This window comes from Streptomyces narbonensis, from assembly GCF_014649015.1.
GTDB classification, from domain to species: domain Bacteria; phylum Actinomycetota; class Actinomycetes; order Streptomycetales; family Streptomycetaceae; genus Streptomyces; species Streptomyces narbonensis.
Map to the genome: position 1 here is coordinate 270,273 of NZ_BMSF01000008.1, position 24,116 is coordinate 294,388.

Here is a 24,116-nt window from a genome sequence, read left to right on the forward strand (position 1 = left end):
AAGAAGTGGGGATACGAGCTGCTTCGAGGGCGCGTGCCCTAGAAGGGAGGCTCGTCCGAGTAGCCGCCGCCGGAGTTCCCACCCCAGCCGCCGCCTCCGCCGCCCTGCTGGCCGCCGGAACCGCCGGAAGGAGCGCCGGTCGCCCACGGGTCGTCGGCGGGAGCACCGCCACCGCCCTGCGGGGCACCGCCGCCGGAGTTTCCACCCCAGCTGCCGCCGCCCTGCTGCTGGCCACCGCCGCCGTAGCCGCCCTGACCACCGCGACCAGTGGTCTTGGTGACCTTGGCCGTGGCGTTCTTGAGGCTGGGGCCGACTTCCTCGACATCCAGCTCGTAGACCGTGCGCTTGACGCCCTCACGGTCCTCGTAGGACCGCTGCTTCAGCCGACCCTGCACGACGACGCGCATGCCTCGCTGAAGCGACTCGGCGACGTTCTCCGCCGCCTGACGCCAGACCGAGCACGTGAGGAAGAGGCTCTCGCCGTCCTTCCACTCGTTGGTCTGACGGTCGAAGGTGCGGGGGGTGGACGCGATACGGAACTTCGCGACCGCCGCACCGGACGGGGTGAAGCGCAGCTCGGGGTCGTCGACAAGATTGCCGACGACCGTGATGACGGTCTCGCCTGCCATGGGGGAACCTCTCGGCGGGATTGCTTCTGGCTGCTTGTAGCTACTCGAACCCGATGACCTCTGAGCTAGAAGCTCAGTGGGTCTCGGGGCGGAGGACCTTGGTCCGGAGGACCGACTCGTTCAGGTTCATCTGGCGGTCGAGCTCCTTGACGACCGCAGGCTCGGCCTGCAGGTCGATGACCGAGTAGATGCCCTCGGGCTTCTTCTTGATCTCGTACGAGAGACGACGACGGCCCCAGGTGTCGACCTTCTCGACCTTTCCGTTGCCCTCACGGACGACGGAGAGGAAGTTCTCGATCAGGGGGGCGACAGCGCGCTCCTCCAGATCGGGGTCGAGGATGACCATCACCTCGTAGTGACGCATGTGGAACCCACCTCCTTTGGACTCAGCGGCCACGGTCGTTCCGTGGCAGGAGGGTCGTGATGCGTAAGCAACGGTATCGGCCGCCACTGACAATCCCCCTCGACGAACGAGGGGCACCGTCGGGATCCAGGACGGACCTGGGCAGACACCGGTGCAGATCGTACAGAGTACCCGCACATCTGCCTGCGGTTGAAATTCACCGGTGAGGGGACGCAATCTGTACACATCGGATGTCGGCGGCGCTAAGATGCGCCGCCGTCCGGCAGGCACGCCAGGAGGTGCCCCATGGCACAGGCAATGCGACCCGACCCCGGCCACTCCCTCTTCGCGACCGACGGCAAGCCCCACCCCCTCCAGGACACGCTGCTCGGCGTGACGCTGGTGCTGGGAATCCTCTCCTTCGTCACCGCGCAGTTCTACGACCTCCACCTGTTGAGTTCCTGGTCGGGGCTGATCGGCATCCTGACCGGGGCCTACGGACAGTTCATCTCCGTGACGACCCGCGAGCGCTTCGCGCTGGTCGTCGGACTCGGCCTGGCAGGGGTCGGCTTCTACCTCGGCATGGCGCACGGCGGTCTCTTCGGAGGCGTCATCAGCGGCTGAGCCCGACGGGCACAGGCTCGCGACACGTCCGGCGGCACATCGGCCGACACGCACGGCGGCATGGCGACCGGCACGTCCGGCGGCACGTCAGGGCCCACACGCCCATTCGGGGCGCTCCCCGGTCACAGTAGGCTTCGGCGCGAGAGCCGGAGCCCCTGACCGATGGGGACACACCTGCCGAGGAGCGCCCCGCATGAGCCTGACCCTGAGGACCATCAGCCGTGAGCAGCATCTGGGATTCATCCAGAGCCAGCCCGCTGCGAGCCACTGCCAGGTCCCGGCGTGGGCTGATGTGAAGACCGAGTGGCGCTCGGAGAACCTCGGTTGGTTCGACAAGAACGGCGAGCTCGTCGGCGTCGGCCTGGTGCTCTACCGTCAGCTCCCGAAGATCAAGCGCTACCTGGCCTATCTGCCCGAGGGCCCGGTCATCAACTGGCACGCGCCGAACCTCGACGACTGGCTGCAGCCGATGCTGGCGCACCTCAAGCAGCAGGGCGCGTTCTCGGTGAAGATGGGCCCGCCGGTCGTCATCCGCCGCTGGGACGCCGCCGCCATCAAGTCCGGCATCCAGGACCCGGACGTCAAGCGCCTCAAGGACGTCGAGGCCACCCACATCGAGCCGCGCGCCTTCGAGGTCGCCGACCGGCTGCGGAAGATGGGCTGGCAGCAGGCCGAGGACGGCGGCGCCGGCTTCGGCGACGTCCAGCCCCGCTACGTCTTCCAGGTCCCGCTCGCGAACCGCTCGCTCGACGACGTCCTCAAGGGCTTCAACCAGCTGTGGCGCCGCAACATCAAGAAGGCCGAGAAGGCAGGCGTCGAGGTCGTCCAGGGCGGCTACGAGGACCTGGCCGAGTGGCAGCGGCTCTACGAGATCACGGCTGTCCGTGACCACTTCCGGCCGCGCCCGCTCTCGTACTTCCAGCGCATGTGGACCGTCCTCAACAACGAGGACCCCAACCGCATGAGGCTCTACTTCGCGCGCCACAACGGCGTGAACCTGTCGGCCGCGACCATGCTCGTCGTCGGCGGCCACGTCTGGTACTCCTACGGCGCCTCCGACAACATCGGCCGCGAGGTCCGGCCCTCGAACGCGATGCAGTGGCGGATGCTGCGCGACGCCTACGCGATGGGCGCGACCGTCTACGACCTGCGCGGCATCTCCGACTCGCTCGACGAGACCGACCACCTCTTCGGCCTCATCCAGTTCAAGGTGGGCACGGGCGGCGAGGCCGTCGAGTACGTCGGCGAGTGGGACTTCCCGCTGAACAAGCTGCTGCACAAGGCGCTCGACATCTACATGTCCCGCCGCTGAACCGCGTCGCTTCGGCGACGGTTCCGTAGTCTCGTACATATCTTTGATACACCGCTGCCACCAGAAAGGTTCCGGGCCGGCCATGGCGCTCTCCCTCTACGTCGACACCGCTCGCTGGCGCGCGCACCAGAAGACCGTCATCGACCAGTTCCCCGGTCTGATCCCGGTCTGCAAGGGCAACGGCTACGGCTTCGGGCACGAGCGCCTGGCCGACGAGGCCGCCCGGTTCGGCGCCGACATGCTCGCGGTCGGCACCACCTACGAAGCCGCCCGGATCAAGGACTGGTTCAGCGGCGACCTGCTGGTCCTCACCCCCTTCCGCCGGGGTGAGGAACCGGTTCCGCTGCCCGACCGGGTCATCCGCTCCGTGTCCTCCGTGGACGGCGTCCACGCCCTCGTGGGCGCCCGGGTCGTCATCGAGTGCATGAGCTCGATGAAGCGGCACGGCGTCCACGAGAACGAGCTCCAGCAGCTCCACGCCGCCATCGAGGACGTACGGCTCGAGGGCTTCGCCCTCCACCTCCCGCTGGACCGCCCGGACGGCACCGACGCGGTCGAGGAGGTCATCGCCTGGATGGACCGGCTGCGTGCCGCCCGCCTGCCGCTGCACACCATGTTCGTGAGCCACCTGCGCGCCGAGGAACAGGCCCGGCTCCAGCAGCAGTTCCCGCAGACCCGCTTCCGCGCGCGCATCGGCACCCGGCTGTGGCTGGGCGACCACGAGGCCACGGAGTACCGGGGCGCCGTCCTCGACGTGACCCGCGTCGCCAAGGGCGACCGCTTCGGATACCGCCAGCAGAAGGCCGCTTCGGACGGCTGGCTGGTCGTCGTCGCCGGCGGCACCTCGCACGGCGTGGGCCTGGAGGCCCCCAAGGCGATGCACGGCGTCATGCCGCGTGCCAAGGGCGTCGCACGGGCCGGTCTGGCCACGGTCAACCGGAACCTGTCGCCCTTCGTCTGGGCGGGCAAGCAGCGCTGGTTCGCCGAGCCGCCGCACATGCAGGTGTCGATCCTGTTCGTCCCCGCGGACGCCCAGGAGCCCCGCGTCGGCGACGAGCTGGTGGCGCACCTGCGCCACACCACGACGCAGTTCGACCGGCTCGTGGAGCGCTGAGCCGGTCGAGCACGTTCACCCCCGGGAGTCCCGTTCCGTCGCCGGTCCGGAATCCCCGGGGGTGCCCCACTCCACCCGAGGTCCCTCCACCGCCGGCGCGGCGTGCCGGGCCGGATGCGCCGCCCTGCCCGTGACGAAGACGTCCTCCGCGCCGTCCAGGACGCCCCCCGAGGGGTCGTCCGAGCCGTCCTGCCGGACCGGGTCCTTGTCGGGCATGAGGATGTCCCGTACCACCATGACGCACAGGTACAGCGTGCCGAGCAGGTGCAGGACGATCGCGAACTGGTAGCCGTCGACCGGCAGTCCCTGCTTGCTTCCGCTGTTCATGAAGGCCAGGTACATCCAGATGCCCAGGAAGTACATGACCTCGCACGCCTGCCAGATCAGGAAGTCGCGCCAGCGCGGCCGGGCGAGGGCCGCGAGCGGGATGAGCCACAGCACGTACTGCGGCGAGTAGACCTTGTTGGTCAGGACGAACGCGGCGACGACCAGGAAGGCCAGTTGGGCGAAGCGGGGCCTGCGGGGTGCACTGAACGCCAGGAAGCCGAGCGCGACCACCGCGACGACCATGAGCAGCAGGGCGTACATGTTGGCCTTGTCGGGCGTGATCGTGGTGCCCGTCCGCTGGCTGACCAGCAGCCAGACCGAACCGAAGTCGACGTTCCGGTCACGGCTGAAGAGGTAGAACTGCTTCCACCCCTCGGGCGCCATCAGCATCACGGGCAGGTTCACGACCAGCCACGCGCCGGCCGCACCGAGCACGGCCGTCCCGTACTCCCGCCACTTCCCCGCGCGCCAGCAGAGCAGCAGCAGCGGGACGAGGAGCAGTATCGGGTAGAACTTCGCGGCCGTGGCGAGGCCGAGCAGGATGCCGAAGCCCAGCGGCCGGCCGCGCGACCACAGGAGGACCGCGGCGGAGGTCAGGGCGACGGCCAGTATGTCCCAGTTGATCGTGGCGGTGAGCGCGATGGAGGGCGCCAGGGCGACCAGGAGGCCGTCCCAGGGGCGGTTCCGGTGCGTCCGCGTCACGCAGACCGCGAGGACGGCCGCGCAGACCATCAGCATGCCCGCGTTGACCATCCAGAACGTCTGCTCGCGGTGGTCCATGGTGCCGCCGCCGGGGGTCAGCCAGGCCGCGACCTCCATGAAGAGGCCCGTCAGGACGGGGTACTCCAGAAACGGTATGTCGCCGGTCAGCCGGTCGAAGTAGGGCACCAGGCCGTCCGCGAACCCGCGTCCGGAGAAGAGGTGCGGGATGTCCGAGTAGCAGGCGTGGGTGTACTGGGAGGTGGTCCCCCGGAACCAGGCCCAGTTGTAGCAGGGCAGCTTCTGCACCATGCCGAGGGCGAACATCCCGATGGCCACGAGGGCGATCACCCGCACCGGTGTGAACTGACCGCGGCCGGTCAGGGCACGACGGCCGAAGGGACCGCCGATCAGCTCGCTGCCCGCGGCGGCCACCTCGTCCCGGTGGGTGGGGATGACCGTCCGCGGGCCCTGCGGCCGGTCCTGCGGCTCGCGCGTCTTCTGGAGGCTCGGCATGGGGGACATCCTGCCGTACGTCCCTGGCGAAACGGCGAGGGCCGCCGCGTCCGGTCCGTACGAAGGTACGGACGGACGCGACGGCCCTCGCTGCGTGCCTGGGAGGGGCGCGGCCGGGATCAGGGAGTCCAGGCCCCGTCCTGGTCTCCACCGCCGGGCCTGCCGGTCCCGTTGCCCGGATCCTCCGTCGTCGCCGTGTCGGTGGGCGTCGGCCCCTCCGTCGTGGTCGGCGGCGTGGTCGTCGGTTCACCCGTGTTGCCGCCCGGGTCCCCGCCCGGGTTGTGGCAGTCCCAGTCCAGGACGTCGCACGTCGTCTTGCCCGGCTTCGGCGACTTGGTCGGCGTCGTCGGGGGAGTCGTCGTCGGAGTGGCCGGGGGAGTCGTCGTCGGCGCCTCCGTCGTCGGCGTCGCCGTCGTCTCGGTGGGCGTCGGGGTGGCCGTCGGCGACGGGGTCGGGCTCTTGGCGCCACCCCCGAAGACCGGCTCGGCGTTCTCCAGGTCCTCGGGCTCGGGGAACTTCAGGTCCGGCATGCCCTCGACGGCATCCGTCATGTAGTCGTTCCAGATCTGCGAGGGGAACGACGACCCATGGATCGTGTCCTTGCCGCCCGTGCCGTACATCTCCTCGAACTCGCGGTTCTTCTTCGTCTCGTCGTCGTCGAAGCGGTACATGTCGATGGCGGTCGCCAGCTGAGGGGTGTAGCCCACGAACCAGGCCGACTTGTTGCCGTCGGTCGTACCGGTCTTGCCGGCCACGGCGCGACCCGGGATCGCGGCGTTGTTGCCGGTGCCTTCCGGGTCCTCCACGACGTCCCGGAGGACGTCGGTGACGTTGCTGGCGATGGCCGTCGTGAAGGCCTGCTGGGTCTTGACCTCGTGCTTGTAGATGGTCTTTCCGCCCTTGACCACCTTGGTCACCGAGAACGGGTCCTTCTGCTGGCCGTTGTCGGCGAAGGTCGCGTAGGCGCCGGCCATCCGGATGGCACTCGGGCTGGAGATACCGAGGGAGAAGGAGGGCACCTCGCCCTTGACGAGCGAGTCCTCGCGCAGACCGGCCTTGACCGCGGCCTCGCGGACCTTGTCGATGCCGACGTCCATGCCGAGCTGCACGTACGGCGAGTTGGCCGACTTGATCATGGCCCGGCGAAGGGTCATCGGACCGTAGCTCGCGTTGCCGTCATTGGTCTGGAACCACTCCTTGCCCTTCTCGTCCTCCCAGATCTCGCCGTTGTACTTCCGGATCTTCAGCTTGTTCTTGCCCGAGTAACGGCTCTTGTTCGGGTCCACGATCGTGCGGGAGGACGCGTCCTGGATGGGACCGAGGTCCTTGTCCCGGACGCCGTCCTGCAACGCGGCGGCCAGCACGAAGGGCTTGAAGGTCGATCCGACCTGGGCACCGGTCGTGTCGGCGTTGTTGGTGAAGTGTTTGGTGGCGTCGGTGCCGCCGTAGATCGCGACCAGCGCGCCGGTCTGGGCGTTGACGGACGCGCCGCCGAACTGGACGTTGGTGTCCGTCTTCGGCCGCTTCTCCGGATCGATGTTCTCGTCGTAGACCTTCTTGACCGCCGCCGAGAGGGCCTCCACCTTCTTCTTCTCGAAGGTGGTGTGGATCTCGTAGCCGCCGCGCTCCAGCTCCTTGGCGCCGATGCCGTCGGTGTTGCTGTTGATGAAGTTCGCCTTGGCCGTGCTGACGAGGTAGCCGATCTGGCCGCTCAGCTGCGCGTCCTGCTTGCGCTTCTGGACCTTGGGGAACGTCGTGTACTTGGCACGCTCCTCGGCCGTGATCTTCTTGTCCTTGACCATCTCGTCGAGGATCCAGCTCCACCGCTCGGTGGCGCGGGCGAGGTTCTTCTGGGGCGTGGCCTCGGGGTCGATCTCGGGGTAGCCGGCGGGGTCGTAGTACGTCGCGCCCTTCAGCACCGCGGTGAGCAGCGCCGATTCGCTGGCGTTGAGGTACTTGGCGTCCTTGTTGAAGTACGCGCGGGAGGCCGCCTGGATGCCGTAGGCACCACGCCCGTAGTACGAGGTGTTCAGGTAGCCCGCCATGATCCCGGGCTTGCCCACCTGGTTGCCGACCTTCATGGAGATGAAGAGTTCCTTCACCTTCCGGGTGAGGGTCTGCGACTGGTCGTTGAGCCGGTTGTTCTTCACGTACTGCTGGGTGATGGTCGAACCGCCCTGGGTGTCGCCACCCTTGGCCATGTTCCACACGGCGCGGCCCATGCCCATCGGGTCGACACCCGAGTCCGTCCAGAAGGTCTTGTTCTCGGCCGAGACCACGGCCTCCTGCATGACCCTCGGGATCTGCTCGATGCCGACGATCTGACGGTTCGTACCACTGCCGGTCGCGACCATGCGCGAGCCGTCCGCCCAGTAGTAGATGTTGTTCTGCGAGATCGCGGTCTCGTCCGTCTCGGGGATGACGACCTGGGAGTACGCGAAGACCGCACCGCCCATCAAGACGCCCATGAACATCAGGAACGTGCCCGTCACGAGCTTCCACGACGGCATCCAGCGACGCCAGCCGTGCTTGCCGTACCGCGGATAGTCGATCATTCGCTTCTTGCCCGGCGGACGACCGCCGGAGCCGCGTCCCGGACCGCTGCCACCGCCACCACCGCCGCCACCGCGCCGACCCCCACCGGGGCCCGCGGGACCACCAGGACCCCCGGGGCCGGCTTCGGCACCCCTTCGACGGCCGCCGCGCTGCGCGGCCCGACGGGCCTCCGCGCGACCGCCGTAGGGACGCGGCTCCTCCCCATGGGAAGAAGACGGTCCGTACGAGGCCGACGGGGCCCCCATACCGACATCCTGAGCCGGGGCCGACCTGCGGCCCACCGGCTGCTGGGCAGCGCGCCGTGTCGCCGCGCGGCCACCGGTCGGCGGCTCCTGCGGCGACATTTTGCGACGATGCTCGCTCATCGAACGACTACTCCTCGGGCAGGCGCGTACGCCTGGAAGCGGCAGTTGAGTTCCGGTCCCCCCGAAATGCGCACGGGCGGAACCCCATCGGAGGCCCCTCCGTAACGCAGCCGGTCACCCGCAGCACTGACGCCCCACGGCATCGCTTGGTTCCCGGTGGTCTGCATGCCGCACAGACTACGCACGGCCAAAACCCACGTAGCGCCGGAGTTCACCCCAAATCAGGCAAGTCGATCGCTGTGAATTGACGATGTGACGCCGGTCACGGCGGTCCCACTTGTCGAGACAGTGAGCCCGTTCTATCGTGCTGATGTATCGAGTCGATACATCAGCACGGCATAAGGGTCCCGAGAAGCGGAGGAGGCGACGGATGAGCAGGCGCTCAGGCATCCTCGAGTTCGCCGTTCTCGGCCTGCTCCGCGAGGCCCCGATGCACGGCTACGAGCTGCGGAAGCGCCTCAACACCTCGCTGGGGGTCTTCCGGGCCTTCAGCTACGGGACGCTGTATCCCTGCCTCAAGACGCTGGTCGCCAACGGCTGGTTGATCGAGGAGCCGGGCAGCGCTCCCGAGGAGGCCCTCGCCGCTTCACTCGCAGGACGCCGGGCCAAGATCGTCTACCGGTTGACACCGGAAGGTAAGGAGCACTTCGAGGAGCTCCTCACCCACACGGGCCCCGACGCCTGGGAGGACGAGCACTTCGCCGCCCGCTTCGCCTTCTTCGGCCAGACCGAACGCGAAGTACGGATGCGGGTGCTCGAAGGCCGCCGCAGCCGACTGGAGGAGCGCCTGGAGAAGATGCGCGCTTCCCTGGCCCGGACCCGCGAGCGACTCGACGACTACACGCTTGAGCTGCAGCGCCACGGCATGGAGTCCGTGGAGCGCGAGGTGCGCTGGCTGAACGAGCTCATCGAGAGCGAGAGGGCGGGACGGGATCAGCGATCCGGCCCCGACGCCCCCGCTCTGCACGACAACGATTCTGGAGAAACGGGCGGCCTGCCCCGGCACGGGGGCAGTACCCGGCCGGATCCGTCCGACGACACCGCCAAGTGAAACCCTGCGTACAGCAGGGCTTCCACGATCACAACAGGGAGCAACCGGAAATGGGTTCGGTTCGCGTAGCCATCGTCGGCGTGGGCAACTGCGCCGCCTCGCTGGTCCAGGGCGTCGAGTACTACAAGGACGCCGACCCGGCGACCAAGGTGCCCGGCCTGATGCACGTCCAGTTCGGCGACTACCACGTCGGTGACGTCGAGTTCGTCGCCGCGTTCGACGTCGACGCGAAGAAGGTCGGCCTCGACCTCTCGGACGCCATCGGCGCCAGCGAGAACAACACCATCAAGATCTGCGACGTCCCGAACGCGGGTGTCACGGTCCAGCGTGGTCACACCTACGACGGTCTCGGTAAGTACTACCGCATGACCATCGAGGAGTCCGCCGAGGAGCCGGTCGACGTCGTCCAGATCCTCAAGGACCGCCAGGTCGACGTTCTCGTCTGCTACCTGCCCGTGGGCTCCGAGGACGCTGCGAAGTTCTACGCGCAGTGCGCCATCGACGCCAAGGTCGCGTTCGTCAACGCCCTCCCGGTCTTCATCGCCGGCACCAAGGAGTGGGCGGACAAGTTCACCGAGGCGGGCGTCCCGATCGTCGGCGACGACATCAAGTCGCAGGTCGGCGCGACCATCACGCACCGCGTGATGGCGAAGCTGTTCGAGGACCGCGGTGTCCGTCTTGAGCGCACCATGCAGCTCAACGTCGGCGGCAACATGGACTTCAAGAACATGCTCGAGCGTGACCGCCTCGAGTCCAAGAAGATCTCCAAGACGCAGGCCGTCACCTCGCAGATCCCGGACCGCGAGCTGGGCGAGAAGAACGTCCACATCGGCCCGTCGGACTACGTGGCCTGGCTGGACGACCGCAAGTGGGCGTACGTGCGCCTCGAGGGCCGCGCCTTCGGTGACGTTCCGCTGAACCTGGAGTACAAGCTCGAGGTGTGGGACTCCCCGAACTCCGCGGGTGTCATCATCGACGCCCTGCGCGCCGCGAAGATCGCCAAGGACCGCGGCATCGGCGGCCCCATCCTCTCCGCGTCGAGCTACTTCATGAAGAGCCCGCCGGTCCAGTACTTCGACGACGAGGCCCTGGCCAACGTCGAGAAGTTCATCAAGGGCGAGGTCGAGCGCTAAGCGCCACACGCTTGTCGAAGAGGGTCCCCGAGGTGCTGCCCGGGGGCCCTCTTCGTATGTGAGTCTTGCTGCCATGTCCGCCGTACGTGATCTGCGCGTACTCCTGCGCCTGACGAACTTCCGCCGCCTGCTCGCCGTCCGGCTGCTCTCCCAGGGAGCCGACGGCGTCTATCAGGTGGCCCTGGCCACGTACGTCGTCTTCTCCCCCGAGAAGCAGACCTCACCCGCCGCCATCGCCTCCGCCATGGCCGTGCTCCTTCTCCCGTACTCGCTCGTCGGGCCTTTCGCCGGCGTCTTCCTCGACCGCTGGCCGCGCCGCCAGGTCTTTCTGTACGGGAACCTCCTGCGGGCCCTGCTCGCCTGCGGCACCGCCGTGCTCATCGTCGCCTCCGTCCCCGACTGGCTCTTCTACGCCTCCGCGCTCTCCGTCACGGCGGTCAACCGCTTCGTCCTCGCCGGGCTCTCGGCCGCGCTTCCCCGAGTCGTGGACGAGGAACGGCTGGTCGTGGCGAACTCGCTCTCCCCCACGGCCGGCACCCTCGCCGCGACTCTCGGGGGCGGGCTGGCCTTCGGCGTCAGGCTGCTCACCGACGAGTCCGACGCGGCGGTGGTGGCCCTCGGCGCCGCGCTCTACCTCCTGTCCGCCCTGGCCTCCCTGCGCATCCCCCGGGAGCTTCTCGGCCCCGATCAGGCGGCCGCCCCCCAGCGGCTCACCTCGGCTCTGGCGTCCACGGCCCGGGGCCTGGTCGAGGGGCTGCGGCACCTGGCCGAGCGACGGCCCGCCGCCAGGGCACTGGCGGCGGTGGCCCTGATGCGCTTCTGCTACGGAGCCCTCCTCGTCACCGTGCTGATGCTCAGCCGCTACGCCTGGAGCACCACGGAGTCCGAGGGACTCGGCCTCCTCGGGATCGCCGTCGCCGCTTCAGGGGCGGGGTTCTTCGCGGCGGCCGTCCTCTCCCCCTGGGCGGTGGGACGGCTGGGGCCCTTCGGCTGGATGACCCTGTGTGCGGGGATCGCCGCCGTCCTGGAGCCGACGCTCGGCCTCTTCTTCGACCCCGTCCCGTTCCTCGTCGCCGCCTTCGTCCTCGGGCTCATCACCCAGGGGGCCAAGATCGCGACGGACACCGTGGTGCAGACGGCCGTGGACGACGCCTACCGAGGCCGGGTGTTCGCCCTCTACGACGTGCTGTTCAACGTCGCCTTCGTCGCTGCGGCGGGTATCGCCGCGCTGATGCTGCCACCGGACGGCCACTCGCCGCTGTTGGTCGTATTGGTCGCGGTGATCTATGCGGCGATCGCGCTGGCGCTGCGCAAGGAACGCGCCGAGGGGTGATGTTTCACGTGAAACATCACCCCTCTACGGCACGCTGCCTCGGTCTCGATCAGGCGATGTTTCACGTGAAACGTGGGTGTTCCACGTGAAACATCGCCCCCATCTCCCTGGCTGGCCTCAGTCGCGCGCGGCCCACCACTCCTTGAGTTCCGTGATCGCCTGGTCGTGCTCCATCGGCCCGTTCTCCAGCCGGAGCTCCAGCAGGAACTTGTACGCCTGGCCGATGGCCGGGCCGGGCCCGATGCCGAGGATCTCCTGGATCTGGTTGCCGTCCAGGTCAGGACGGATCGCATCCAGCTCCTCCTGCTCCTGGAGCTGGGCGATGCGCTCCTCCAGGCCGTCATAGGTGCGGGAGAGAGCTGTCGCCTTGCGCTTGTTGCGCGTGGTGCAGTCCGAACGGGTCAGCTTGTGCAGCCGCGAGAGCAGGGGCCCCGCGTCGCGGACATAGCGACGCACCGCCGAGTCGGTCCACTCACCGTCCCCGTATCCGTGGAAGCGGAGGTGTAGCTCGACCAGCCGCGAGACGTCCTTGATCATCTCGTTGGAGTACTTCAGCGCGGTCATGCGCTTCTTGGTCATCTTCGCGCCCACCACCTCGTGGTGGTGGAACGAGACCCGGCCGTCCTTCTCGAAGCGACGGGTACGCGGCTTACCGATGTCGTGGAGCAGGGCCGCGAGGCGCAGCACCAGGTCGGGGCCGTCCTCCTCCAGGTCGATCGCCTGGTCGAGCACGGTCAGCGAGTGCTCGTAGACGTCCTTGTGCCGGTGGTGCTCGTCGCTCTCCAGGCGCAGCGCGGGCAACTCGGGGACGACGTGGTCGGCGAGACCGGTGTCCACGAGCAGGCCGAGGCCCTTTCGGGGGTGGGCCGAGAGCAGCAGCTTGTTGAGTTCTTCCCTGACCCGCTCGGCGGAGACGATCTCGATCCGGCCGGACATCTCCCGCATGGCCGTGACGACCTCGGGTGCCACCTCGAAGTCCAGCTGGGCGGCGAACCGCGCGGCCCGCATCATGCGCAGGGGGTCGTCGGAGAAGGACTCCTCGGGCGTTCCCGGCGTACGCAGGACCCGGGCGGCCAGATCTTCCAGACCGCCGTACGGATCGATGAACTCCTTCTCGGGGAGTGCCACGGCCATGGCGTTGACGGTGAAGTCACGCCGGACGAGGTCCTGGTCGATGGAGTCGCCGTAGGAGACCTCGGGCTTCCGGGAGGTCCTGTCGTACGCCTCGGAGCGGTACGTCGTGACCTCGATCTGGTAGCCGTCCTTCTGCGAGCCGACCGTCCCGAAGGCGATCCCGACCTCCCAGACGGAGTCGGCCCAGGGCCGGACGATCTTCAGCACGTCCTCGGGGCGGGCGTCTGTGGTGAAGTCCAGGTCGTTGCCGAGCCGGCCGAGCAGGGCATCCCGTACCGAGCCGCCGACCAGCGCGAGGCTGAACCCGGCCTCCTGGAAACGGCGGGCAAGGTCGTCGGCGACAGGGGACACACGCAGCAGTTCGCTGACCGCGCGGCGTTGCACCTGGCTCAGTGCGGTCGGGGTGTCTTCGTTGGCGTTCGGCACAACAGAAAAGGGTACGTGCCCCCGTCCACCGCGGCGTCCCCGTTTTCCCCCGGGCCGGGCACACGGCGCCATCGGCTGGAGCAGTCCCCGGCACTTGCCCCCAGCGTGCCTCGTTACCATGCCTGGACACAGCAACCGGGAACCATCGACACCACTGGCACCACAGACAACGACGAGGACGGGCGAACGCGTGGGCGAGGCGGCAGACATTCAGGGAACCGGTCCCTCACCTGCCCGCCGATGGCTGCGGCGCACCATCACCGTCGCTGTCGGCGCGCCGCTGCTGGCCGGGCTGCTCCAGGCCCCGACCGCCACACCGGCGGACGCCGCCGAGGAAGCCGCCGTCTCCAAGACCGTCGATGTGTCTCTCGACACGCTGTCCCCGACCGCCCCCGTCGAAGGCGACACGGTCACGGTCTCGGGGACGGTCACCAACCGGGGCAAGAGGACCATCACCGACGCGACCGTGGATCTCCGGGTCGGCCCGATGATGACGAGCCGCAGCGAGATCGACCAGGTGGCGGACCGCACCGGCTACCGAGGAGACAGCGACCCCGCGCCGCTCGACGAGGCCCCCACCGTCAAGATCGCCCGCCTCGGTGCCGGGCTCAGCGCGGACTTCTCCCTCTCGGTCCCGGTCTCCGAACTCGGCCTCGACGAGTCGGGCGTCTACCAGCTGGGCGTCTCGCTCACCGGCCAGACCTCGGACCAGCGCTACGACCGGGTCCTCGGCATCGAGCGGACCTTCCTGCCGTACCAGCCGGAAGCCACCGAGAAGAAGACCCAGCTCACCTACCTCTGGCCGCTGATCTCCTCGGCCCACGTCTCGGCGGAGACGGCCACGGACGACCAGCAGACCCCGGTCTTCGAGGACGACGCCCTGGCCGCCGAGCTACGGCCGGGCGGCCGGCTCGAGCAGATGGTCTCGCTGGGCAAGGACCTGCCGGTGACCTGGGTGATCGACCCGGACCTGCTGGCCACCGTCGACGCCATGGCGAATGGCTACCGCGTGAAGGACGGCATCGCGCACGTCCCGGGGAAGAACAAGGCCGTGGCCGAGCAGTGGCTGAACGCGCTGGAGAAGGCGGTGCAGGGTCGCAAGATCGTCGCTCTGCCGTTCGCCGACCCCGACCTCGCTTCTCTGGCCCATCGAGGCAAGGACGTCCCGGGTTCCCTGGGCCACCTCCAGTCGGCGACCTCGCTCGCGGCGACGACCGTCGAGACCGTCCTCCACGTCCAGCCGTCCACCGACTTCTCCTGGCCCGTGGAAGGCGCGGTCGACCCCTCGATCGTGGCCGTCGCCACCTCGGCCGGCGCCAACAAGGTGATCGCCCGCAGCGACAGCGTCCGCGACGACCTCTCGTACACGCCGACGGCAGCCCGCCCCCTCGGGAACGGCAGCACCACGGCCGTCGTGAGCGACAAGCTCCTGTCCACCGCGTTCGAGGGGGACATGGTCCGCACGGAGAAGTCCACCCTCGCGGTCCAGGAATTCCTCGCGCAGTCGCTCGCCATCACCCTGGAGCAGCCGGAGCAGCAGCGCAGCGTCGTGGTCGCCCCGCAGCGGGTACCGAGCGCCTCGCAGGCGCAGACGATGGCGGCCGCCCTGCGCGGCCTCTCCGCCCAGCGCTGGAGCCATCCGATCGACCTCCAGGCTGCCGCCGCGGTCAAGCCCGATCCGGACGCCTCCACCACGGTGCCCAGCGGCTCCCGGTACCCGAAGAAGCTGCGCGACCGGGAACTGCCCGTCCAGACCTTCCGCGACATGAAGACCACCCGCGACGAGCTGGACGACTTCAAGATCGTCCTGACGCTCCCGGACCGTGTCGTGACCCCGTTCGGCAACGCGATCAACCGCGAGATGTCCACCTCCTGGCGCGGTCAGGCCAGAGCGGCCGCCGTCTACCGGAACGACGTCCTGCAGTACCTGCAGGACCTCACCGAGGGCATCCAGCTGGTCGACAAGTCGGACCTCACCCTCTCCGGACGCAGCGCGACGATCCCCGTGACCGTCCAGAACAAGCTGCTGCAAGGCGTGGACGACCTGGTGCTGCGCCTCACCTCGGGCAACGGAAACCGGCTGGAGCTGAACGGCGGGCGATACGCCGAGATGCCAGTGAAGATCAACGCCGGGCACAGCCAGTCGGTGAAGTTCGAGGCATCGGCCAACGTCAACGGCCAGGTCCCGATGACGGCCCAGCTCTACACCGCGGACGGCACTCCGTACGGGCAGCCGATGACCTTCAACGTCAAGGTCTCCGAGATCACCGCCACGGTGATGCTGGTGATCGCCGGCGGCGTGCTGCTCCTCGTCCTCGCGGGCGTCCGGATGTACAGCCAGCGCAAGCGGGTCGCGGCCAGGAAAGCGGAGACGGAAGCCGAGGAGACCGAGGCCGAGGAATCCGAGGCCGAGGAATCCGAGGCCGGAGAATCCGAGGCGGGTACGGAGACGGACCCCGTGGACGCCGGGGACGCCGGGGACGCCGGGGACGGCGGGGACGCCGGGGACGGCGAACCCGAGCAGCCGAGTGACCCGACACCGGACACCGTGTCCGAAAGCGGTGACCCGTCGGGCCCGGGTGAGAAAGTGGACCGTTGAGCGATGTCGTGGCCGGTCGGCCGGGGACGATGAGGTGGGGTAACCATGAACGCGCCGTACGACGGTGACCGCGGCCAGGGCGCGGGCGGCACCGCGCCGTCCGGTGGGACGCCCGCGGCACCTCCCGGCTCCGGGTACCCACCGGTGCCTCCCCCGGCTCAGCAGGGCGTCCCCGACCCGCACGGGCAGGACCCCTACGCGCAGAACCCGTACGCCCAGGACCCCTACGTCCAGGACGCCTTCACCCACGACCCGTACCGGGCCCAGGATCTCTCCGCGCAGGACCCGGTGACCGAGGCGCTCTACGACCGCGCCGCGCATCCGCCGCCCCCGCCCGGCACCTACCAGGAGCCCCAGCCGCTCTACCAGCAGCCCGTCGCGCCCCAGCACGCCCCGGACCCCCGCGTGTGGGCGCAGACCCCGGCGCCCGAGCCCGACGGCCCCTCGCGTCACCTGCCGTACGGCGACGACGCCCGCACGGTGCAGTTCACCGGAGTCGACGACCTGGTGACCCGCGCCGGCGAGGAGCAGCCGGAGCCGGACGCGTTCGCGCACCTCTACCGGGACCAGCAGACGCCCGGCCAGGTGCCCCCGCCCGCCTCGGAGCCGGACCCCATGCCCGTTCCCGCCCCCGCACCGAAGAAGTCCGGACGCGCCTCGGGGCTGCTCAAGTCGAGCGCCGTGATGGCGGCCGGCACCCTGGTCTCCCGGCTCACCGGCTTCGTCCGCAGCCTGGTGATCACCGGTGCGCTCGGCGCAGCACTGCTCGGTGACACCTTCACCATCGCCTACACCCTGCCGACGATGATCTACATCCTCACCGTCGGCGGCGGCCTCAACTCGGTCTTCGTCCCTCAGCTCGTCCGCTCCATGAAGAACGACGAGGACGGCGGCGAGGCCTATGCCAACCGTCTGCTCACGCTCGTGATGGTGGCACTCGGCCTGATCGTGGTGGCGGCGGTCTTCGCAGCACCGCTGCTGGTCCGGCTGATGTCGAACACGATCGCCGACGACGCCGCGGCCAACAGCGTGGCCGTCACCTTCGCCCGCTACTGCCTGCCCACGATCTTCTTCATGGGCGTGCACGTGGTGATGGGTCAGATCCTCAACGCCCGCGGCAAGTTCGGCGCGATGATGTGGACGCCGGTCCTCAACAACATCGTCATGATCGTCACGTTCGGCCTGTTCATCTGGGTCTACGGCACGTCCGCCGAGTCCCACATGGGCGTCCAGACCATTCCCGACGAGGGCATCCGCCTCCTCGGCATCGGCACCCTCCTCGGGCTCGTCGTACAGGCCCTGGCGATGATCCCGTATCTGCGCGAGACGGGCTTCCGCTTCCGGCCCCGCTTCGACTGGAAGGGCCACGGGCTCGGCAAGACGGTCAAGCTCGCCAAGTGGACGGTCCTCTTCGTCCTCGCCAACCAGGCGGGCGTCCTCGTCGTCACCCAGCTCGCCACGGCCGCCGGCCAGGAGTCGGGGAAGAACGGCGCCGGCTTCCTCGCCTACTCCAACGCCCAGCTGATCTGGGGCATGCCGCAGGCCATCATCACCGTCTCCGTCATGGCCGCGCTGCTGCCGCGGATCTCCCGCGCCGCCCACGACAACGACCCGGGCGCCGTCCGCGACGACATCTCGCAGGGCCTGCGCAACTCGGCCGTCGCGATCGTCCCGGTGTCCTTCGCCTTCCTGGCCCTCGGTGTCCCGATGTGCACCCTGCTCTACGCCTCCAGCGGCGTCGAGGCCGCCCAGGGCATGGGCTTCATCCTGATGGCCTTCGGACTCGGCCTGATCCCCTACTCCGTCCAGTACGTCGTGCTCCGCGGCTTCTACGCCTACGAGGACACCCGGACGCCCTTCTACAACACGGTCATCGTCGCCGCCGTGAACGCGGCCGCCTCCGCCCTCTGTTACGTCCTCCTGCCCGCGCAGTGGGCCGTCGTGGGCATGGCCGGCGCCTACGGGCTCGCCTACGCCGTCGGCGTCGGCATCGCATGGCGCCGTCTGAGCAAGCGCCTCGGCGGCGATCTGGACGGCACCCAGGTGATGCGGACCTACGCGCGACTCTGCATGGCCTCCGTGCCCGCGGCGATCGTGGCCGGCGCCGTCGGCTTCGGACTGCTGAAGCTCCTGGGCGAAGGTGCCCTGGGCTCCCTCGTCGCCCTGCTCGTCGGCGGAGCAGTCCTCCTGGGTGTCTTCTTCGTCGCGGCCAAGCGCATGCGGATCACGGAGCTGAACACCCTGGTCGGCATGGTGCGGGGACGCCTGGGACGCTGAATCGACGTCCCCGCACAACCATCGGCGGGGACCGCGTGTCGTGCATAGCGTCGGACTGTGGGCACAATTGGCTTGGCTGTTGGAAGTGGCGCAACGGATGGGGAGGCAGGACGACGGTGGCGGAACGTAGCACGGCTGCCGTCGACGTGGCCGACAGCGGTGACGACCCGCTGACCGCCAAGGCGGACAAGGCCGCGACCGACGGGGTGGCGACAACGCAGAAGACGGCGGAGAAGACCGCCGAGGCCATGGATAGCAAGGCGGTCGAGCGACTGAGCGGCGAACAGCCTTCCATCACGGCACCGGAACTGCACAGCGGCCACAAGCTGGCCAGGCGGTACCGGCTGGAGGAGTGCGTCACTCGTCTGGACGGCTTCAGCAGCTGGCGTGCCGTCGACGAGAAACTGCGGCGTGCCGTCGGGGTGCACCTCCTGCCGGCCGACCACCCCAGGGCCCGCTCCGTCCTGGCCGCGGCCCGCTCCGCGGCGCTGCTCGGCGACCCCCGGTTCGTCCAAGTCCTCGACGCCGTCGAGGAGAACGACCTCGTGTACGTCGTGCACGAGTGGCTGCCCGACTCGACCGAGCTGACCGCGCTGCTCGCGACCGGCCCGATGGAGGCGCACGACGCCTACCAGCTCGTCAGCCAGGTCTCGCAGGCCATGGCCGCCGCCCACCGCGAAGGCCTCGCCCACCTCCGGCTCACCCCGAGCGCCGTCCTGCGCAGTTCCACCGGCCAGTACCGGATCCGCGGCCTCGCCGTGAACGCCGCCCTGCGCGGCATCACCGCCGAGCGCCCCCAGCGCACCGACACCGAGGCCATCGGCGCCCTGCTGTACGCCGCGCTCACCCAGCGCTGGCCGTACGACAGCGACGCCTATGGGCTCTCCGGCCTTCCCAAGGGCGTGGGGCTCCTCTCGCCCGACCAGGTCCGGGCGGGGGTCCACCGCGGCCTCGCCGAGATCGCCATGCGGGCCCTCGCCAACGACGGGGCCACCGCCTCCCGTCAGGACCGGCCCTGCACCACCCCGGACGAGCTCGCCAAGGCCGTCGCGGCGATGCCGCGCGTCAAGCCCCCGGAGCCGGTGTTCCCCACCCCGACCGACTACCAGCGCACGACGTACCAGCAGGGCACGTACGGCCGCCCGCAGGCACGCCCCGTCGCCGCCACCCAGCCGGTCATCGCACCTCCGCCCCCGCTTCAGAGCCGTACCGGCACGGCTCTGAAGTGGGCCGTCTCGGCCCTTCTGATCGCCGCTCTGGGCCTGGGCAGCTGGCAGATCGCCGACCGGCTCCTCGCCAAGGAGGCGACCCCCAAGACTCCGGCCACGTCCCCCACGGTCGACGAGAAGCCCGAGCCGCCCAAGCCGGTCTCCATCGTGTCGGCCCAGGACTTCGACCCGCCCCCGCAGGGCAACGGCACGGAGAACCCCCAGGCCATAGAGCTCGCCTACGACGGCGACCCCGGCACCTACTGGCACACCGTGAACTATTTCGGTTCCGAATTCGCCGGCCTGAAGTCGGGGGTCGGCCTGGTCCTCGACCTGGGCACGGCCAAGGAGGTCAGCTCGGTTGAGCTGTCGTTCGTGGACCAGACTTCGGTGGAGCTCCGCACCGCACCCTCCGACGCTTCCTCGGTTCCGTCCACGGCGGACGGGTTCACGACGCAGGCGAGCGACTCGGGCAGCAACGTGACCCTGAAGCCCACCAAGCCGGTCACGACCCGCTACGTTCTGGTCTGGCTGACGGAACTCCCCGCCGACGACGGGGGCTTCCGGGGCAAGCTGTCCGAGATCAAGATCTTGGGCTGACCACCGCACGGGGAGGGGCTCACCGTTGGACGCTCCGATAGACGAGTCGACAAGCGACCAGGAGCTCTTGGCGCGCCATGTCGCCGGGGACCCGGACGCCTTCAGTGAGCTTGTGCGGCGTCATCGCGACCGTCTGTGGGCGGTGGCCCTGCGCACCCTGGGGGACCGCGAGGAGGCCGCCGACGCCCTCCAGGACGCCCTGCTGTCCGCCTTCCGGGCCGCCCATACCTTCCGGGGCCAGTCGGCCGTCACGACCTGGCTCCACCGCATCACGGTGAACGCCTGCCTCGACCGTGTTCGCAAGGCCGCCTCCCGCAGAACCTCGCCCGTCGACGACACCGACCGGTTCGAGCAGCTCCTCGACCCCCACGAGTCGGCCGAGGCCCCCGCGGAGCGTCAGGACCTCCACCGGCAGGTCCTCGCGGCACTCGCCCTCATCCCCGAGGACCAGCGAGCCGCACTCGTCCTCGTCGACATGCAGGGATACCCGGTGGCCGAGGCGGCACGTATCCTCGGCGTTCCCACCGGGACCGTGAAGAGCCGCTGCGCTCGGGGACGCTCCCGCCTGCTGCCGATGGTCACTCATCTGCGCGCCGACACAGTGGGTAACGAGGCCGCCGAAGGGGGAAGGAACCGGACGCCGGGGACATCCGTCCCACCGGTGCCGGGGCCGACGGATTCCGGACCGACAGATCCAGCTGCTGTGAAGGGCGGAGGTGGGCGCGCGTGACTTCCACGACCGGCAAGGCCGACACGACACAGCACCCGGACGTCTCGGAGATCTCCGACCTGACCGAGGGGCTCCTGTCACCGAGCCGCTCCGCGGCCGTACGCCGCCACCTGGACGACTGCGCCCTGTGCGCGGATGTCAGGACCTCCCTGGAGGAGATCCGGGGCCTCTTGGGCACGCTGCCCGGGCCGCCCCGCATGCCCGCCGAGATCGCCGGCCGGATCGATGCCGCACTCGCCGCCGAAGCCCTCCTCCAGGCCACCGCGCCGGAGAGCGACAGCCCTGTTTCACGTGAAACATCGCGCCCCCGCACCGAACCCCGGCCCTCCGGTGCACCTGCTCCGGCCGCAGGTCGCCCTGCGGGCCGGCCGAACGCGACCACCGGCCCCGGCCGCCCCGGAAAGCCCCGTCGCCGCCGGATCGCCCTGGTCTCCTCTATCGGTGCCGCCTTCGCCGCCGCCCTCCTCGGGACGAGCCTTCTGCTCAGCCAAGCCGGTGGTCCGACCGCCGGAATCGCGGACGGCGCCAAGAAGGCGGACGCCAGCGCGGTGGCCATGAGCCCCTTCTCCGGAACACCGGTCGAGGAACGCGTCCACGCGCTCCTGGGCGAGGAAGCCGGCGTGGCCAAGACGCCTCAGGGCATCGGCCCCGAATCGATGTCCGCCGAGGGCACCACCAGCAGCAGCCCCCAACGGAACAGGGACAGCGCCGTCCCCGGCTGCGTCCTGGCAGGCACGGGCCGCAACGACGCCGTGCTCGCCCACGAGCGCGGCGAATACCAGGGCACACCCGCGTACCTGCTCGTCCTCGCGGACCCCGCCGACAGCACCCGGGTCCAGGCGTTCGTCCTCGACGCCTCCTGCGCCGACCGGCCCACGAGCACCGGAAGTCCAGCCGCGGATCTTCTGCTCAGCGAGACGTACCCACGCTCCTGATCTCGCTCGGCGGCTCGGCCACGTGCCGCGCGGCAATCTCGGGAATGCTTGCCCCGTAGGATCCGTTGGGTGGGGTGAGAGTGACCGAGACAACCGCCCCGTAGGCAGTGGCAGTGGCAGTCTGCAGAGACGAGGAAGAAACCCGTGAGCGACGTCCGTAACGTGATCATCATCGGCTCCGGGCCCGCGGGTTACACCGCTGCGCTCTACACGGCCCGAGCGTCGCTGAACCCCCTGGTCTTCGAGGGGGCCGTCACCGCTGGTGGCGCCCTGATGAACACGACCGAGGTCGAGAACTTCCCCGGCTTCCGTGACGGCATCATGGGCCCGGACCTCATGGACAACATGCGGGCGCAGGCCGAGCGCTTCGGCGCCGAGCTCATCCCCGACGACATCATCGCCGTGGACCTGACCGGTGACATCAAGACCGTCACCGACACCGCCGGCACCGTGCACCGCGCCAAGGCCGTCATCGTCACCACCGGCTCCCAGCACCGCAAGCTCGGTCTCCCCAACGAGGACGCGCTCTCGGGCCGCGGTGTCTCCTGGTGCGCCACCTGCGACGGGTTCTTCTTCAAGGACCAGGACATCGCCGTCGTCGGCGGCGGCGACACCGCGATCGAGGAGGCCACCTTCCTCTCGCGCTTCGCCAAGTCCGTCACGATCGTCCACCGCCGTGACACCCTGCGTGCCTCCAAGGCCATGCAGGAGCGCGCCTTCGCCGACCCGAAGATCTCGTTCGCCTGGGACAGCGAGGTCACCGCGATCCACGGCGAGCAGAAGCTCAGCGGTCTGACCCTGCGCGACACCAAGACCGGCGAGACCCGCGAGCTGGCCGTCACCGGCCTCTTCATCGCCGTGGGCCACGACCCCCGCACGGAGCTCTTCAAGGGCCAGCTGGAGCTGGACGACGAGGGCTACCTGAAGGTGGCCGCGCCGTCGACCCGCACGAACCTCACGGGCGTCTTCGGTGCCGGTGACGTCGTCGACCACACCTACCGTCAGGCCATCACGGCCGCCGGTACCGGCTGCTCCGCCGCGCTCGACGCGGAGCGCTTCCTGGCCGCCCTCGCCGACAGCGAGAAGCTGGCCGAGACCCCCGCGGTCTGAATCCTCGTCCTTCCTCACCCCACACCCCACGAAAACAAGGAGGCCGCCGTGGCCCTGAAGACTGTGACCGACGCTTCCTTCGAAGCGGACGTTCTCAAGAGCGACAAGCCCGTCCTGGTGGACTTCTGGGCGGCTTGGTGCGGCCCGTGCCGTCAGATCGCCCCGTCGCTCGAGGCCATCGCCGCCGAGCACGGCGAGATCGAGGTCGTGAAGCTCAACATCGACGAGAACCCGGCCACGGCCGCCAAGTACGGCGTCATGTCCATCCCGACGCTGAACGTCTACCAGAACGGCGAGGTCGTGAAGACCATCGTCGGCGCCAAGCCGAAGGCCGCCATCCTGCGCGACCTGGAGGGCTTCGTCGAGCCCGCGAACGGCTGACACGCTCTCTGTTTCACGTGAAACGTGAAACGAGAACGGCCCGCCCCTCCACGGGGCGGGCCGTTCTCGTGTCCCGTCGTCAGAGCGGTCGGAGGACGGGCTCCTTCTTCACGGCCCCGAGCAGCCGGTCCAGCGCCATCTCGACGTCTTCCTTCCAGGAGAGCGTCGTCCGCAGTTCCAGCCGCAGACGAGGGAACGCGTGGTGCGGCCGGACGGTCTTGAAGCCCACGGCAAGCAGGTGGTCGGCGGGCAGCACGCAGGCCGGCTCCTTCCATCGGGCGTCACCGAATGCCTCGATCGCCTTGAAGCCCCGCCGCATGACGTCCTTGGCCACGGTCTGCACGACCATCCGGCCCAGCCCCTGGCCCTGGTATCCCGGCATGATCCAGGCGGTCATCAGCTGCACGGAGTCAGCCGCCACCGGACTGGTCGGGAAGGCCGTCGACCGCGGCACGTAGGCCGGGGGAGCGTAGAGGACGTAGCCGACGGGCACCTCGTCCACGTAGACCACCCGCCCGCAGGAACCCCATTCCAGGAGGACGGCGGAGATCCAAGCCTCCTTCTCCGCCTCCGGACGGCCCGCCTTCACGGCGGCCTCGCCAGTCACCGGGTCCAGCTCCCAGAAGACACAGGAGCGGCATCGCCGGGGAAGGTCCGGAAGGTTGTCCAGAGTGAGCGGTACGAGCCGACGCCCCACGGCTTCCCCTCGCTTCC

The 24,116-nt window shown here is 69.3% G+C and carries 19 protein-coding genes; 13 read left to right on the plus strand and 6 right to left on the minus strand.

Going from position 1 to position 24,116, the window contains the following annotated elements:
* Nucleotides 1-38 precede the first annotated feature (38 nt).
* On the minus strand, nt 39-629 hold the full coding sequence (locus IE124_RS17810; protein ID WP_150268223.1) for a single-stranded DNA-binding protein: 591 nt from the start codon (nt 627-629) through the stop codon (nt 39-41).
* A gap of 73 nt (nt 630-702) precedes the next feature.
* Nucleotides 703-993: a 30S ribosomal protein S6 gene (rpsF, locus tag IE124_RS17815; RefSeq protein ID WP_005482942.1), complete on the minus strand. Its 291-nt coding sequence runs from the start codon at nt 991-993 to the stop codon at nt 703-705.
* Nucleotides 994-1,278: 285 nt separating this feature from the next.
* Between rpsF and IE124_RS17820 the strand changes: the two genes are divergently transcribed.
* The 3 genes from IE124_RS17820 to IE124_RS17830 all read left to right on the plus strand — a co-directional run bounded on the left by IE124_RS17820 (nt 1,279) and on the right by IE124_RS17830 (nt 4,022).
* Nucleotides 1,279-1,596 carry a hypothetical protein gene (locus IE124_RS17820; RefSeq protein ID WP_189508733.1) on the plus strand — a complete coding sequence of 106 codons (318 nt, stop codon included), beginning with the start codon at nt 1,279-1,281 and terminating at the stop codon, nt 1,594-1,596.
* A gap of 193 nt (nt 1,597-1,789) precedes the next feature.
* Complete coding sequence (locus tag IE124_RS17825) at nt 1,790-2,908, plus strand: lipid II:glycine glycyltransferase FemX (protein ID WP_055642437.1); 1,119 nt, start codon at nt 1,790-1,792, stop codon at nt 2,906-2,908.
* A gap of 82 nt (nt 2,909-2,990) precedes the next feature.
* Nucleotides 2,991-4,022, plus strand: a complete 1,032-nt coding sequence (locus IE124_RS17830; protein WP_189508734.1) for an alanine racemase — start codon at nt 2,991-2,993, stop codon at nt 4,020-4,022.
* A 15-nt stretch (nt 4,023-4,037) separates the two neighbouring features.
* Here the strand turns inward: IE124_RS17830 and IE124_RS17835 are convergent, their stop codons facing one another.
* The gene (locus IE124_RS17835; protein WP_189508735.1) at nt 4,038-5,564 is read right to left on the minus strand and encodes a glycosyltransferase family 87 protein; all 1,527 of its coding nucleotides are present in this window, start codon (nt 5,562-5,564) and stop codon (nt 4,038-4,040) included.
* Between the two features lie 119 nt (nt 5,565-5,683).
* Nucleotides 5,684-8,485 (minus strand): transglycosylase domain-containing protein, encoded by a 2,802-nt coding sequence (locus IE124_RS17840; RefSeq protein ID WP_189508736.1) that lies wholly within the window; start codon nt 8,483-8,485, stop codon nt 5,684-5,686.
* Between the two features lie 370 nt (nt 8,486-8,855).
* Between IE124_RS17840 and IE124_RS17845 the strand changes: the two genes are divergently transcribed.
* From IE124_RS17845 to IE124_RS17855, 3 genes are all read left to right on the plus strand, one after another.
* Entirely contained in the window at nt 8,856-9,536 is a 681-nt protein-coding gene (locus tag IE124_RS17845; protein ID WP_024760413.1) for a PadR family transcriptional regulator, read from the plus strand.
* Between the two features lie 50 nt (nt 9,537-9,586).
* A complete protein-coding gene (locus IE124_RS17850) occupies nt 9,587-10,669 on the plus strand; it encodes an inositol-3-phosphate synthase (protein ID WP_150268231.1) in 1,083 nt (360 codons plus the stop codon).
* A 73-nt stretch (nt 10,670-10,742) separates the two neighbouring features.
* Nucleotides 10,743-12,002 (plus strand): MFS transporter, encoded by a 1,260-nt coding sequence (locus IE124_RS17855; protein WP_189508737.1) that lies wholly within the window; start codon nt 10,743-10,745, stop codon nt 12,000-12,002.
* 117 nt (nt 12,003-12,119) lie between these two features.
* Here the strand turns inward: IE124_RS17855 and IE124_RS17860 are convergent, their stop codons facing one another.
* On the minus strand, nt 12,120-13,562 hold the full coding sequence (locus tag IE124_RS17860) for a CCA tRNA nucleotidyltransferase (RefSeq protein ID WP_189508738.1): 1,443 nt from the start codon (nt 13,560-13,562) through the stop codon (nt 12,120-12,122).
* Between the two features lie 190 nt (nt 13,563-13,752).
* Here IE124_RS17860 and IE124_RS17865 point away from each other — a divergent pair, with 190 nt between their 5' ends.
* The 7 genes from IE124_RS17865 to trxA all read left to right on the plus strand — a co-directional run bounded on the left by IE124_RS17865 (nt 13,753) and on the right by trxA (nt 23,402).
* Nucleotides 13,753-16,161: a DUF6049 family protein gene (locus IE124_RS17865; RefSeq protein ID WP_189508739.1), complete on the plus strand. Its 2,409-nt coding sequence runs from the start codon at nt 13,753-13,755 to the stop codon at nt 16,159-16,161.
* Nucleotides 16,162-16,206: 45 nt separating this feature from the next.
* The gene (murJ, locus tag IE124_RS17870; RefSeq protein WP_189508740.1) at nt 16,207-18,438 is read left to right on the plus strand and encodes a murein biosynthesis integral membrane protein MurJ; all 2,232 of its coding nucleotides are present in this window, start codon (nt 16,207-16,209) and stop codon (nt 18,436-18,438) included.
* A 116-nt stretch (nt 18,439-18,554) separates the two neighbouring features.
* The gene (locus tag IE124_RS17875) at nt 18,555-20,246 is read left to right on the plus strand and encodes a protein kinase family protein (protein WP_189508741.1); all 1,692 of its coding nucleotides are present in this window, start codon (nt 18,555-18,557) and stop codon (nt 20,244-20,246) included.
* Nucleotides 20,247-20,271: 25 nt separating this feature from the next.
* Nucleotides 20,272-20,976: an RNA polymerase sigma factor SigM gene (gene sigM / locus IE124_RS17880; protein ID WP_189508742.1), complete on the plus strand. Its 705-nt coding sequence runs from the start codon at nt 20,272-20,274 to the stop codon at nt 20,974-20,976.
* Nucleotides 20,973-21,911: an RsmA family anti-sigma factor gene (locus IE124_RS17885; protein WP_189508743.1), complete on the plus strand. Its 939-nt coding sequence runs from the start codon at nt 20,973-20,975 to the stop codon at nt 21,909-21,911. Before sigM ends, IE124_RS17885 begins: the two co-directional genes overlap by 4 nt.
* 144 nt (nt 21,912-22,055) lie before the next feature.
* Nucleotides 22,056-23,021 (plus strand): thioredoxin-disulfide reductase, encoded by a 966-nt coding sequence (trxB, locus tag IE124_RS17890; RefSeq protein WP_189508744.1) that lies wholly within the window; start codon nt 22,056-22,058, stop codon nt 23,019-23,021.
* Nucleotides 23,022-23,069: 48 nt separating this feature from the next.
* A complete protein-coding gene (gene trxA, locus IE124_RS17895; protein ID WP_306432408.1) occupies nt 23,070-23,402 on the plus strand; it encodes a thioredoxin in 333 nt (110 codons plus the stop codon).
* 79 nt (nt 23,403-23,481) lie between these two features.
* Here the strand turns inward: trxA and IE124_RS17900 are convergent, their stop codons facing one another.
* The gene (locus tag IE124_RS17900; protein ID WP_189508745.1) at nt 23,482-24,099 is read right to left on the minus strand and encodes a GNAT family N-acetyltransferase; all 618 of its coding nucleotides are present in this window, start codon (nt 24,097-24,099) and stop codon (nt 23,482-23,484) included.
* Between the last annotated feature and the right edge of the window lie 17 nt (nt 24,100-24,116).